12 protein-coding genes are annotated in these 13,274 nt (G+C 43.2%); 8 read left to right on the forward strand and 4 right to left on the reverse strand.

What is annotated here, in order from left to right:
- Both FB6_RS06940 and FB6_RS06945 read left to right on the forward strand, forming a co-directional pair.
- Nucleotides 1-1,580: YDG domain-containing protein (locus FB6_RS06940; protein WP_254592207.1), on the forward strand; the 1,580-nt coding region annotated here is incomplete at its 5' end.
- Nucleotides 1,581-1,583: 3 nt separating this feature from the next.
- The gene (locus FB6_RS06945) at nucleotides 1,584-3,269 is read left to right on the forward strand and encodes a ShlB/FhaC/HecB family hemolysin secretion/activation protein (protein WP_174559313.1); all 1,686 of its coding nucleotides are present in this window, start codon (nucleotides 1,584-1,586) and stop codon (nucleotides 3,267-3,269) included.
- Nucleotides 3,270-3,367: 98 nt separating this feature from the next.
- On the opposite strand, the gene FB6_RS06950 is transcribed toward FB6_RS06945, so the two are convergent.
- Together FB6_RS06950 and FB6_RS06955 are read right to left on the reverse strand one after the other, a co-directional pair.
- Entirely contained in the window at nucleotides 3,368-3,835 is a 468-nt protein-coding gene (locus FB6_RS06950; protein ID WP_174559314.1) for a hypothetical protein, read from the reverse strand.
- Between the two features lie 100 nt (nucleotides 3,836-3,935).
- Nucleotides 3,936-5,186, reverse strand: coding sequence for a YncE family protein (locus FB6_RS06955; protein ID WP_174559315.1), 1,251 nt, complete (start codon nucleotides 5,184-5,186; stop codon nucleotides 3,936-3,938).
- A 356-nt stretch (nucleotides 5,187-5,542) separates the two neighbouring features.
- On the opposite strand from FB6_RS06955, the gene FB6_RS06960 reads away from it, so the two are divergent.
- From FB6_RS06960 to ahpF, 4 genes are all read left to right on the forward strand, one after another.
- Nucleotides 5,543-6,331: a tellurium resistance protein gene (locus FB6_RS06960; RefSeq protein ID WP_174559316.1), complete on the forward strand. Its 789-nt coding sequence runs from the start codon at nucleotides 5,543-5,545 to the stop codon at nucleotides 6,329-6,331.
- A gap of 62 nt (nucleotides 6,332-6,393) precedes the next feature.
- Complete coding sequence (locus FB6_RS06965) at nucleotides 6,394-7,521, forward strand: toxic anion resistance protein (RefSeq protein ID WP_174559317.1); 1,128 nt, start codon at nucleotides 6,394-6,396, stop codon at nucleotides 7,519-7,521.
- Between the two features lie 74 nt (nucleotides 7,522-7,595).
- On the forward strand, nucleotides 7,596-8,507 hold the full coding sequence (locus tag FB6_RS06970; protein WP_174559318.1) for a hypothetical protein: 912 nt from the start codon (nucleotides 7,596-7,598) through the stop codon (nucleotides 8,505-8,507).
- Between the two features lie 242 nt (nucleotides 8,508-8,749).
- Entirely contained in the window at nucleotides 8,750-10,315 is a 1,566-nt protein-coding gene (gene ahpF, locus FB6_RS06975) for an alkyl hydroperoxide reductase subunit F (protein ID WP_174559319.1), read from the forward strand.
- A 243-nt stretch (nucleotides 10,316-10,558) separates the two neighbouring features.
- Here the strand turns inward: ahpF and FB6_RS06980 are convergent, their stop codons facing one another.
- Together FB6_RS06980 and trhP are read right to left on the reverse strand one after the other, a co-directional pair.
- Nucleotides 10,559-10,813, reverse strand: coding sequence for a YfhL family 4Fe-4S dicluster ferredoxin (locus FB6_RS06980; protein ID WP_174559320.1), 255 nt, complete (start codon nucleotides 10,811-10,813; stop codon nucleotides 10,559-10,561).
- Nucleotides 10,814-10,822: 9 nt separating this feature from the next.
- On the reverse strand, nucleotides 10,823-12,220 hold the full coding sequence (gene trhP, locus FB6_RS06985) for a prephenate-dependent tRNA uridine(34) hydroxylase TrhP (protein WP_174559321.1): 1,398 nt from the start codon (nucleotides 12,218-12,220) through the stop codon (nucleotides 10,823-10,825).
- A 164-nt stretch (nucleotides 12,221-12,384) separates the two neighbouring features.
- On the opposite strand from trhP, the gene FB6_RS06990 reads away from it, so the two are divergent.
- Nucleotides 12,385-12,708, forward strand: a complete 324-nt coding sequence (locus tag FB6_RS06990) for a metalloregulator ArsR/SmtB family transcription factor (RefSeq protein ID WP_174559416.1) — start codon at nucleotides 12,385-12,387, stop codon at nucleotides 12,706-12,708.
- Nucleotides 12,709-12,723: 15 nt separating this feature from the next.
- Nucleotides 12,724-13,197: an arsenate reductase ArsC gene (locus tag FB6_RS06995; protein WP_174559322.1), complete on the forward strand. Its 474-nt coding sequence runs from the start codon at nucleotides 12,724-12,726 to the stop codon at nucleotides 13,195-13,197.
- Nucleotides 13,198-13,274 lie beyond the last annotated feature (77 nt).

Raw genomic sequence — 13,274 nt, forward strand, 5'->3', positions numbered from 1 at the left:
TAAACGGCACAGCGAACTTTAGCGATAAAAATGTCGCCAATGGTAAAGTCGTAACGGCTACAGGTTTACGCTTGAGTGGCGCAGATGCAGGGAACTACGTTCTTGCTTCAACAACTTTAACTGATACTGCGGATATCACGGCTCGCACTCTAACAGTGAACAGTGATGCTCAAAACCGAGTTTATGATGGTACGACAGCAGTTCATGTCAACCTCACTGATGATCGCATTAGCAATGACAACTTGACTGTAACCGGAAGTAGCAGCTTTGCCGATAAAAATGTCGGTATAGACAAAACGGTGACGACTTATGGATTAACTTTAAGCGGTGCAGATGCAGGGAACTACGTTCTTGCTTCTACACCTGTTACGACAAAAGCGAATATTACGCCTGCGACTTTAACAGCAACGATGACAGCACAGAACAAAGTCTATGATGCAGGCACATCAGCAATCGTTAGCTATGGCGATGACCGTATTACAGGTGATGTAGTCACCGTAAACGGCACAGCGAACTTTAGCGATAAAAATGTCGCCAATGGTAAAGTCGTAACGGCTACAGGTTTACGCTTGAGTGGCGCAGATGCAGGGAACTACGTTCTTGCTTCAACAACTTTAACTGATACTGCGGATATCACGGCTCGCACTCTAGCAGTGAACAGTGATGCTCAAAACCGAGTTTATGATGGTACGACAGCAGTTCATGTCAACCTCACTGATGATCGCATTAGCAATGACAACTTGACTGTAACCGGAAGTAGCAGCTTTGCCGATAAAAATGTCGGTATAGACAAAACGGTGACGACTTATGGATTAACTTTAAGCGGTGCAGATGCAGGGAATTATGTTCTTGCTTCAACAACTGTAATTGATACTGCGGACATTACCAAAGCCAAAATCAGTCAGGTCAGCGGCATTACTGCTAATAACCGAGTTTATGATGCAACAACCGGGGCAGATCTAAATACATCATCTGCACAATTCAATGGCATGGTCGCAGGTGATCAACTCGCTGTGGTAACGGCCAGTGGACAATTTGACAATAAAAATGTCGGTACGGCTAAACAGGTCAGCATCAGCAACATCAGCTTAAATGGTGCAGATGCCCATAACTATGAATTGGTCAATACCACGGCACAAACCACAGCCGATATTAGTCAGGCTGATATCAGTTCGATTAGCGGTATTGCTGCAAATAACCGACACTATGATGGATTAACTGCAGCATCCCTGAATACAGATCAGGCACAGTTCAATGGCATGGTTGCAGGTGATCAGCTGAGTGTTGCAACAGCCACCGGAGCGTTTGATGATGCCTTACCGGGGCAGACCAAAACAGTACGCATTTCCGGACTGAGTCTGGGCGGAGCAGATGCACATAATTATCGTCTGCTTGATACAACCGCCTTGACCACAGCCGATATCGTTCTGCTGACACCAGCAGCGTATTTGCAGGCGATCCAATTCAAACGCCCACGCTACTTACCAGAAACAAATAATGCAATAAATACCATCAACATTGAATTACGCCAAGGGGGAATCAATACCTCAGGCATCCAGACACTTGCAGGGGAGCACTAATTGATGAAACAGCAACTAAACTTACTCACCTTATCAATTGGTGCATGCTTAACTTTATGTGCAACAGGCAGTCAGGCAGCGCCTGCACCGAATGCGGGTCAACTGTTACAACAGCAGCAGCCAGAGCAGCTGCTGACCCCTCAGGCAGCGGTGGAGGTTGAAAGTCCATCGACATCAACTGCCCCAAATGCCACTGATGTACAGATTGCAGTACAGAAATTTGAAATTGCCGGCAACAGCCGTTTCAGCACCGCACAACTGCATCAGCTGGTGGTGGATGCAGAAGGCCAGCAACTGAATCTGAATCAGCTGTGGCAGGTTGCACAGCGCATTACCCAGTATTATCAACAGCACGGTTATGCCTATAGCCGTGCTTATCTGCCGCAGCAAAACCTGAGTCAGGGCATTGTTCGTATTAATGTACTGGAAGCCTACTACGACCAGACGGTGATCGATAACCAGAGCCGTACTCAGGACTGGTTGGTGAAACAAACCATTGCCCCACTGAAACAGGGTGAACGCATTAACAGCGATCAAATGCAGCAACAATTAAAACTGCTCAATCGTTTAAAAGGAGTCAGTACCCGCAATGTCCTGACCCCCGGTGCAACTGTCGGTAGCAGCCAGTTGAATATTGAAGTGGTCAATACCCCCATGTTGAGCGGATATCTGGGTGCAGACAATTTTGGTAACCGCTACACCAGTCGTGTCCGTGGTACTGCGGGAATTTCGGCCTATAACCTTGCAGGTCTGGGAGATGAGATGAGTCTGGATGTCCTGACGGCAGGAGAGCGCATGAACTATGCCCGTGCAGGCTATGCCTTTACCTTGAGCGGTATGGGCACCCGTGCAGGTGTCAGTTATTCCTATCTGGATTATGAACTGGGCAAAGACCTGACTACGCTACAGGCAGAAGGAAATGCCGCACAGACCAGCGTATTTATTAGTCAGCCGGCATTGCTGAGCAACAATGCCGAAGTGCTGTTCACACTGCAATATGACCATAAACAGCTGGAAGATGACATCAGGCTGAATCAGTATTTTAAACACCGAAATATTGATGTACTGACCGCACGACTGGATGGTTCGCAATTTGATTCATTCTTGGGTGGTGGTTTAACCCAGTATGGTGCATCCACTAGTTTTGGTCGGGTGAAATTTAAAAATAGCGATGCCGCGGCTTTAGATGCACAAACAGCAAATACGGCAGGAGACTATTATACCGCCAGCCTAAACTTGTCACGTTTACAGAATCTGGGTACAAAAGGTACTCAAGGTTATTTGGGAGTCTATGGACAATATAGTCCATACAATCTGGACAGTTCAGAACAGTATCTGGGTGGTGGGCCGTTTAATGTGCGTGGTTATGAGTCGAGCCAGTTTGCTGGATCTACAGGCTACTTGGCTACGGCCGAATTACGCCAAAGCTTATTTGCAGATGCAAAGAATCAAATCAGAGGCAAAGTCTTTGTTGATACTGCGGAGCTCAGTTTAAATGCACAGCGCTGGGCAGGGGTAACTGGAGAAAATCAGGTACAGATCAGCAGTGCAGGGCTGGGCTTGAGCTGGAGCAATGCGTGGAACATTCAGGCCAATGCTGAAGTGGCTTTCCCGATAGGCAGTACGCCGGAACAGTTACAGGATCGTGATGATCATCAATACTGGCTGAGTGTACGTAAAACTTTCTAAAGTTAAAATATTATGTAGCGTTTGGGAGGCTTCGGCCTCCCTTTTTCTATATTGATGTGGTGAGCAAATACTTATTCATATTTTCTAAAGTCACTCGTTTATTTAGCGCCATGTCTAAGCTGTTCTAACTGCAGAATATGCCGATGAATCTGGGCCTGCATGACGGGTAAAATCTGCTTTAAAAACTGCGCATTTGAAATGGCTTCATCCGCTGGAACAATCCCTGATTGAACCAGCTGTTTTTGCTGTTCTAGCATTTTACTTATTTGACCGGCATCTGGCTGTTGTCCACGACTTAAAGCCGTATTTATATCCTGAAATTTTTTATACAGTTGCTCACGTTGTTGAATCAACTCTTTTTGATTAATGTTTTGCTCTGAAGTTGCATTATCTAGCTTGGATGGGGTTTTGTTTGGTTCTGAAGTTTTCATGGCAGGAACATTATCTACGATGGGTTCTGCTGTATTTATCTGAGTAGATGTGGAAGGCTTGAAGATATAGATAATGGCCAGTAACAATACCACCATTAAACCAATGATACTGCCCAGTTGTAGCGTGCGGTTCATGCGATAAACTCTATTTATTTAATTTTGGTTTCATCAACAGACCCAATTCAAAATCAGGTCTGTGGTGCTGAATGTATAAATTTGAAACATTCATTGTATTTTACCGAGTAGACCAGCCAGCTGGTGCATAACCAATCCGCACACGCTGTGGATGATTCCCTACAGGCACGCTGAGTAATTTTTCACCACTCGCAAAATCAATCACGGTGACTACATCGTTGGCACTTTCTGAAATCACGCAACTTTTGCCATCTGGGCTTTGTGTTGCCCAGTAAGGTTTACCGGCGGCAATCAGTTTTCCGGCTTTTAACGTTGCACGGTCTACAATTGTGGCATAGTCATCCATGGTACCAGCAACACAGAGTTTAGCTCCGTCCGCACTGATAGAAAGACCATGATGGCGTGAGTCATTCACCCATTTGGTACGATCAGAAGGAATGGTTGAGCTACCAGGAAGTTGGGCAATGCGGGTGATCTTATCCTGATTCAGATCGTATTCAACCAAACCGTTAAAGAAGGAAACCTGCGCATAAATTTTACTTTCATCCGGGCTAAACACGATAGGACGTACGGCATTGGATAAATCCTTGCGGCCAACGGCATCTAGTGCAGGACGGAAATCAATGGTCTTGAGCACTTTAAAAGTATTGGCATCGGCAATGGTGATGTAGCGTTTACCTTTGGTGAAATCTTGCCATGCAGCATCCATGGCTGTTTCGACATTTCCAATAGCCGAGTTGAGTATTTTGCTGCCGCCATTAAAGAAAATATTTTCATGCGGTTTGTCACCGGTGGCAAAGCGCCCCAATTCTTTACCGCTATTAATATCCAGCACATGCACCACATTTCCCGAAGATGCAGATACTGCTAAGCGCTGACCATCAGGTGAAACCGCCATGTGATCGGCACGGAAACCTTCAACCGGAGTACGCCAGTTTATTTTTCCTGTCGCGATATTAATCGACACGACATCGGCAAAACTCGGGCGCGATGCCACCACAGATTTGCCATCTGGCGTTGAATACATGTCATCCACCAGCTGGTCATTGCCTTCACCAGCGGTATTGCGAATATAGCTATAGGCAATTAGTTTGACCGGATTCAGATAAATTTCTTTTAAGCGTTCTGAACGATCAGGAACCATATTAATCACCCCGATCTTGGCATAGTCCTGCGATGGTCGAATGACAGTGACAGTTCCATCCCAGTTATTCCCCACAAAAAAGACTTGTTGGCTATTTGGCGGGGCAGGCAGCGTAGAACTTGCAGCATGGGTAGTGATTGCTGCACATGCGCTTGAGGCGAGAAATAGATTTATCGTCCATTTTAAAAATAAGTTTTTGTTTTTCATTTCAGTATTCCAATTTTATTTCCATAAAGGTTTTTTTTATTCATATTTTTATCACTGCTACATACTCCTTGTATGTGCAGATCTATAGGATAAAGAATTCATCCAACAAGTCTGTGATAATCCGACAAAAAAATTTTTTAGAGTAAAATAAAGAAATTTTAATTTTTATAAAATATTAATAATCAAATATTTAAATGAATAGTATGGATGAATTTTCCGACGAATTGTGCTGGATGGTAATATGCAGAAAATTGAATTGGACTGAATATATTCAGCGGATAAAAATTGCAAAATACTACATGATATTTTGTATAAAAGTCGTACTATAAAAATGATTTTATTGAGTTTCTAATATTATGTCTCAGATAGATACTCTTGTTCCTTTGACTGACATTGAAGTAAATCGGGCCAATGTTCTTTCCATTCAGCGCAATGATTTGGTTCCATTATTGAATGATCAATATCGGCTGAATCATTATGCCGATGCTGTGATTCAGGCTCAGTCTGTATTACTGAATGGAGTAGATCCACATTTGACCCAGCAATTGAGTTCAACCATAGAGCAGTTGATTCAGGCGCTGGCGGAATCAAAAAAATACTTAAAAGTGCGTAAATTTAATCGTGTGCAAAAATGGTTGGGGATAGATCTGGAATATGATTCGGGGCAGGTGCAGTATTATAAAAATCTGGATCAGCTGCTAACGCGAGCCAATCATTTAAGCCAAAAATTGCAGATTGAAATTCAGAAGTCACAGGCACGTTTTCAGCAACTGATAGGGCATCGTGAACATATGGCAGGTTATATTCTGGCGGCGCAAGAATTCTTGCAGGAATATCCAAATTTCGTGAAAAATCAGCATCCGCTCGATAATTTTTCTGAAAGATTGTCTAAAAAAATCTATTCATTACAAACCTTGCAGGCCAGTAATGATATTGCAATTACACAAATGCAATTATCTCATCAGCTCTCTTTTACCTTGCTGGATCGTTTTAAAGAAGCGCAGCAGGTGCTGATTCCGGCGTGGCAATATCATGTTAAACAAAGCAATCAAAGCCATTCGGCAATTGAACTGGAAAAGCTGGATAATAGCCGAGAGGATCTGATCAAAACTTTAAGAAAATCATTACAGAAGTCTACACATTAAGCATCAGATTTGCGGGCAATCCATTTATAAAATGTCAACAGATTCTTATATTCAGGTGAAATATGACCGATTTAGAACACAAAGATCTTCCTGCTGAAGTGAACGCAGGCGAAGTTCAGCAAAAATTTCAACAGTTGAATTTACAAGAAATAGGTTTGCAGGATTCAGACTTCAATGAAGTGATGAATGCACATAAAGAATTGGCAGCCATGAATCATGCGGCAGTCGCGGAGTATGGTAAAAATATTGCCAGCAAAACATCAAGCTATACCGATGAACTGCTCAATCTGGTTCAAAATAAAGAGCTGGATGCCACTGGGCAAAAGCTGAATCAGGTGGTACAGGTTGCACAGCAATTAAATACCAATAGTATTTTAAACAAGAAAAAGAGTTCAGGTTTCTTTGGCAATCTGATCAGTAAAATGAAAGGGGCCAAGCAAAGTTTCGATCAAAATTTTAATAGCACCAAAGAGCAAATTGATGTGTTGGTGAAAGAGATTGAAACTTCACAATCGGGACTTAAAGCCCGGGTTGATACCTTGGATAAAATGTTTCAGGGGGTGCAGGATGAATACAAACAGTTGGGTGTTTATATTGCGGCGGGTAAACTGAAAGAACAGGAAATTCAGCAGCAAATTGCAACCTTAAACACACAAACTCAGGATCAGACAGTAGTACAAAAGGTTTATGACCTCAATCACCTCGCCAATAATCTGGAAAAAAGGGTCAGTGATTTGCAGGTCTTGCAGCAGTCAGCCATGCAGACCTTGCCCATGATCCGAATTATTCAGTCCAATAACCTGATGCTGGTCGACAAATTTTATGCCATTAAAAATATTACCTTGCCTGCATGGAAAAACCAGATCAGTCTGGCGATTTCCCTGCATGAGCAAAAAAACAGTGTACAGCTGGCCAATAGCATTGATGATGCGACCAATGACCTGTTGCGTCGTAATGCGGATCTGTTGCATCAGAACTCGGTGGATACCGCCAAAGCCAATCAGCGTTCCGTAATTGATATCGAAACGCTTGAACATGTGCAAAACACCCTCATTAAAACAGTAAATGACGTGATTCAGGTGCAAAAAGAAGGCATGCAAAAACGCGCTGAGGCTACTACGCGCTTACGTGCTTTGCAGGAAAATCTGAATCAGCTGGTGATTGAATCAAGTCACAGTGATAGCAAGTAGCAATGTCAAATAGTGATGTAAATCAATCTTAATCGTGCAGTTAAGCTGATGGCTTGCAGTTGAGGAGAAAAGGTTTGCCTTTAGATGAATATGCTGTGAATCCGCAACAGATTGAATCAGGTGTGGTGCTGCTGAAAAAGCGGCAACGCAATCTGATGTTGTTGGGTATTTGCAGTGCGAGCTTTTTTCTGGCATCTATCGTAGCATTCGTTTTACAGCAGGATTTTGTCTACAGTTTTTTTGGTCTGAGCACGGAACTGCAACAGCTGCATATGCCTATGAGTGTAGATGCCAATCTTGCCGAGCTGAGTCAGCACACGGACTATTTTAGCAATCTGTTGTCATGGTTTGGCTGGCTGATTCTCAAACTGTTGGTGTCTTTTATTGGGGCATTTTTTGTCATTCATTTTTTAAAGAAAATCCGTTTCTTTTATATCCGTTTTCAGTCTTTTATTTTGAAGTTTGTTGGCTGGCTGATTGCATTTATCGTGTTGTGGTCAGGTCTGACCTATCTGCAATACGATTTAAATGATGAGCATGATGTCTATGCTGAAGCCATTCAGTACGATAAAAATATTCAGCAAAGCGAGTTGGCACAGGATTTACAGCGTTCAGACCTTGATGCGCCCGTAAAGGCTTATTTGCTGGCTCAAGCTGCACTATTGCATAAACCGGTTGATAAAGATGCGGCCATTCCACAGGTACTGGCTTTGGTTAAAGCGGAAAAAATAGATCCAGCTTTTATTGAATATGGTTTTAAGCCGGAACAGTTATGGACCATGCAACATCAACTGTATGGAAAAACCTTGACCCCGATGGCTGCAAGTGTGGAAAAACAGGTGCAACAAGCCGATCAACTCAGTTCGGTTATGCAAGTTTTGATAGTTGCATTTATATTTTTAACTGGATTTTTAAGTTTGATTTTATTTATTTTGGCCAAAGGTTTTAAAGAGCGTATTCAGCGCATTGAACATAAAATTACATGATATATGCACAAAGGAAAGCTCTGAAAATAGGGGCTTTTCTTTTATCTGAAAATCTAAGTATCAAATTATGTCATATACTTCAGAGCAGGAAAGAGAAGCTTGAAATGCCTATTTAATGGTACGCATAAAATTAAAATTCAAAAAAACGATTATTAATATAAAAACAAACTGTTTTACCTATTTGTTTAATTTCATTATCATTCTCTTATCGAATAAATACTTACTCCTTTGGAGACGTTAGCATGTTAGACCAAAACACTTCAGCACAACTGAAAACCTTATTAGAACGTTTAGAAAGCCCGATTGAACTTGTCGCGACTTTAGATGGCTCAGACAAATCTGACAAAATCAAAGAACTGGTGACAGAAATTGCAGCGCTGTCTGATCAAGTCACTGCACGCTTTGATGGCAGCAACAAACGTGCGCCTAGCTTTGGAGTGGCGAAAGCCGGTGAACAGCCGCGTGTCTTCTTTGCCGGTTTGCCAATGGGGCATGAATTTACCTCGTTGATTCTAGCCTTGTTACAAGTGTCTGGTTATGCGCCAAAAGTGTCTGATGAAGTATTGGCTCAAATTAAAAGCTTGAACATCAGCACCGACTTTGAAGTGTTTGTCTCACTGAGCTGTCATAACTGTCCAGATGTGGTGCAAGCCTTGAACCTGATTGCGATTAACAATCCGGGTACAACTGCGACCATGATTGATGGTGCGTTCTTCCAGGACGAAGTGGAACAACGCAAAATTATGGCGGTTCCGATGCTGTTCCAGGATGGCAACCACATCGGTCAGGGTCGTATGACACTGGAAGAAATCATTGCCAAACTGGATACCAACTCAGCAGCCAAAGATGCCGAAAAACTCAATGCCAAAGCTGCTTTTGATGTCTTGGTAATTGGTGGTGGACCTGCAGGCAATACTGCAGCGATCTATGCCGCACGTAAAGGCATTCAAACCGGGATTGTGGCGGAACGCTTTGGTGGTCAGGTCATGGACACCATGGACATTGAAAACTACACTTCGGTGCAAAAGACCCAAGGTCCAAAATTTGCCGCAGAGATGGAAGCACATGTTCGTCAATATGGCGTAGACATCATGAACCTGCAAAAAGTGTCTGCCATTAAAGGTGCCGATGAAACCGTGAATGGTCTGGTGGAAGTGACGTTGGAAAACGGCGCTAAACTGGAATCCAAAACTATCATCCTGTCCACCGGTGCCCGTTGGAGAGAAATGAACGTGCCGGGTGAGCAAGAGTATAAAACCCGTGGTGTGGCCTACTGCCCGCACTGTGACGGTCCCTTGTTCAAAGGTAAACGTGTTGCGGTAATTGGTGGCGGTAACTCAGGTGTTGAAGCGGCGATTGATCTGGCAGGGATTGTCGAGCATGTGACTTTGGTGGAATTTGATACCAAACTGCGTGCAGACCAGGTGCTGCAAGACAAACTCAACAGCTTGCCGAACACCACCGTGATCAAAAATGCCTTGTCGACTGAAGTTGTGGGTGATGGTTCACAAGTCACAGCTTTGAAATACAAAGACCGTGCCACTGATGAAGAGCACACAGTTGAATTGGCGGGGATTTTCGTGCAAATCGGTTTGTTGCCGAACACCGATTTCCTGAAAGCCTCAAAAGTTGAACTGAGCAACCGTGGCGAGATCATGATTAACGAACGCAACGAAACCAATGTGAAGGGCGTATTTGCTGCCGGCGACTGTACCACAGTACCATATAAGCAAATCATCATTGCTACTGGTGAAGGTGCCAAAGCATCACTGTCTGCTTTTGATTACATGATCCGTTCTGGGCAGTAAAAGAAAAAGATCAGTGTGTCCCCAAGCACACTGATCTTTATCATTGATTTATTTTTTGAATATTGTTGTTCTCAATATTCTTATTTTACAGGAACTTTGGATGCTAACACCGGGTTCCTTTTTTTTTATCGCTGCCATTTCTATTATTATCTTTTACATTTTTTGTTTTACCGTCTTATTATTTTAATTCCCCAAGGTTGTTGTCTAACAATAAGCAAAAATTATTCCAATATGATGACAAAATTAATTTTTTAGCAAATTCAGTGCATTAAATTTATGCATTAATTCTTCTTGGGTTTCTGCATATTCAGGATGCGGAATAATGCACTCAATTGGACACACGGCCACACAAGTTTGATGCTCATAAAATCCGACACATTCGGTACAGCGGTTCACATCAATTTCATAGATCTTTGTTCCTTCATAAATGGCTTCATTCGGGCACTCAGGCAAGCACATATCGCAGTTGATACATTTATCGGTAATCAATAAAGCCATAGCAAATCCTTAAACGGCCTGATACGCCAAAGACGAAGCTGAAATATCAGTGCTTGAATGCGGCAGGTTGCGAATTAGCAGGGCATAGTTCATGTCAACATCGGCAAGAACAGGAATCTCTACGATATGACCTGAACCTTTGGCATCCTCTATTGCATTACCTTTTTTGTCTAAAATTTCAGTCAATTCAAAGGTAATATTGCCTGAAGTGGTCATCAATTCTAAAGAATCACCGACCACAAAACGGTTTTTCACATCAATCTTGATGTAGTCACCATTGCGTTCCAGAACTTCACCGACAAACTGCTGATGGTCAAAACGCGATGAACCGCTTTCATAATTTTGATATTCGCTATGCACATGACGACGCAGGAAACCTTCGGTATAACCACGATTCGCTAAGCCTTCCAGCTGGGTCATCAGTGATGGATCAAAAGGTTTACCTTCGAGTGCATCATCAATGGCTTTGCGGTAGATTTGTGCCGTCCGGGCACAGTAGAAATAGGACTTGGTACGACCTTCAATCTTCAGGGAATGAATGCCCATTTGGGTTAAACGATCGACATGCTGTACCGCACGCAGGTCTTTAGAGTTCATGAAGTAAGTGCCATGTTCGTCTTCTTCTGCTGCAAACATGTCTTCTTCATTGCGTTGTAATAAAACCGGCTCGCCAAATTGGTGTTGTTGTAGGGCGTGTTGCTCATCGGCATTTTTGTTTTGACAGCATGATGATTCTTCAATTTGTTGAACTGGAATGACATCTCCAGTTTCATCTTCAGCTGCCTCGTGAATTTTATAGTCCCAGCGGCACGCATTGGTGCAAGCGCCTTGATTAGCATCACGTTTGTTCATATAGCCTGAAAGTAAGCAACGACCGGAATAAGCCATGCATAACGCGCCATGCACGAAAACTTCAATTTCCATGTTCGGCACGTTATTTTTAATTTCTTCAATTTCCTCAATAGATAGTTCACGTGACAAAATCACGCGGGTGAGTCCCATGTTTTTCCAGAATTTTACCGTGGCCCAATTGACTGCATTGGCCTGAACAGACAGATGCACCGGCATGTCTGGAAAATGTTCACGCACCATCATGATTAAGCCGGGGTCAGACATAATCAGCGCATCAGGCTGCATGGCCACCACCGGTGCTAAATCGCGGATAAAGTTTTTTAACTTGGAATTATGCGGCTGAATGTTAACCACCACATAAAACTTTTTACCCAAGGCATGTGCCTCGGCAATGCCGATTTTCAGATTGTCATGATCAAACGCATTATTGCGCACACGCAGGCTGTAACGTGGCTGACCTGCATAGACTGCATCTGCGCCATAAGCGAAGGCATAGCGCATGTTTTTAAGGGAGCCAGCAGGAGAGAGTAGTTCAGTTACGTGTGAAATGGTCATGTCGTTAAAGGCATAAAAAAACTATGGCTTTATTGTAGGGATCTAAAAAAATGATTCAACCCAGTAAAAAGCTCGGAATTAACCACCACTTTTTGTGACAGGGTCATCGAAATGTCACATTGGATGGGTTAATATATATGAAAATACGTATATACAGATATCTTATGGATCAGGTCGAATTTTTTAAATGTCTGGCGGATCAAACGCGCCTGGATCTTCTGATGTTGATGGTGAAACAGGGCGAACGCTGTGTTTGTGATTTCACTGCAACGCTGGATTTGAGTCAGCCAAAAATTTCACGGCATTTGGCGCTGTTACGTAGCACAGCGCTTGTGCAAGATCGGCGCCAAGGGCAGTGGGTGTATTACCGTCTGCATGATCAATTACCGGCATGGTGTCTGGATGTTTTAAACCGTATCGCTGCGGAAGATCAGCGTTTCGATTTGGTCAATTCATCAAGTTGTGAATCCTTAAATTGTTGTGAATAAGTCTTTGGAATAATAATGAATTTTCTATTTTTATGTACTGGAAACAGCTGCCGAAGCATTTTGTCCGAAGCCTTGTTTAATGCGCGGGCGCCTGAAGGCTTCGGTGCCTGCAGTGCCGGCAGTCAGCCCTCTGGTCAAGTGCATCCTTTAACGCTCAGAACCTTGCAAAGTTTGAATTTTTCGACCGAGACGCTCTATAGCAAAAACATGCAAGAGTGTGAGCAGTTTAATCCGCAAGTTGTGGTGACCGTATGTGATTCCGCGGCGCAGGAAGCCTGTCCTTTGTATCTGGGAAATGCCATTAAAGTGCATTGGGGGCTGGAAGATCCATCACATCTGGATGTGCCGGAACAGGAAAAATTACAGGCCTTTATGCACACGGTAGAACATATTAACCGGCGTCTGGATGCCTTCTTTGCTTTGGATGTCAATCGCCTAAGTCGTGATCAATTGATTGAAGAAATGCATAAAATTTCCTTCATTGCTTAAATTTTGAATACGGACCTTCTCCTGAATTTTGCTTTTTAACGCCAAGTCGCATTGTTGGGTAGGGATTGCTTGGCAGG

This window comes from Acinetobacter bouvetii (assembly GCF_902753875.1).
GTDB lineage: Bacteria > Pseudomonadota > Gammaproteobacteria > Pseudomonadales > Moraxellaceae > Acinetobacter > Acinetobacter bouvetii_A.

Coding starts and splice junctions, on each gene's coding strand:
- FB6_RS06945 (WP_174559313.1), top strand. CDS start 1,584: ATGAAACAGCAACTAAACTTACTCACCTTATCAATTGGTGCATGCTTA.
- FB6_RS06950 (WP_174559314.1), bottom strand. CDS start 3,835: ATGAACCGCACGCTACAACTGGGCAGTATCATTGGTTTAATGGTGGTA.
- FB6_RS06955 (WP_174559315.1), bottom strand. CDS start 5,186: ATGAAAAACAAAAACTTATTTTTAAAATGGACGATAAATCTATTTCTC.
- FB6_RS06960 (WP_174559316.1), top strand. CDS start 5,543: ATGTCTCAGATAGATACTCTTGTTCCTTTGACTGACATTGAAGTAAAT.
- FB6_RS06965 (WP_174559317.1), top strand. CDS start 6,394: ATGACCGATTTAGAACACAAAGATCTTCCTGCTGAAGTGAACGCAGGC.
- ahpF (WP_174559319.1), top strand. CDS start 8,750: ATGTTAGACCAAAACACTTCAGCACAACTGAAAACCTTATTAGAACGT.
- FB6_RS06980 (WP_174559320.1), bottom strand. CDS start 10,813: ATGGCTTTATTGATTACCGATAAATGTATCAACTGCGATATGTGCTTG.
- trhP (WP_174559321.1), bottom strand. CDS start 12,220: ATGACCATTTCACACGTAACTGAACTACTCTCTCCTGCTGGCTCCCTT.
- FB6_RS06990 (WP_174559416.1), top strand. CDS start 12,385: ATGGATCAGGTCGAATTTTTTAAATGTCTGGCGGATCAAACGCGCCTG.
- FB6_RS06995 (WP_174559322.1), top strand. CDS start 12,724: ATGAATTTTCTATTTTTATGTACTGGAAACAGCTGCCGAAGCATTTTG.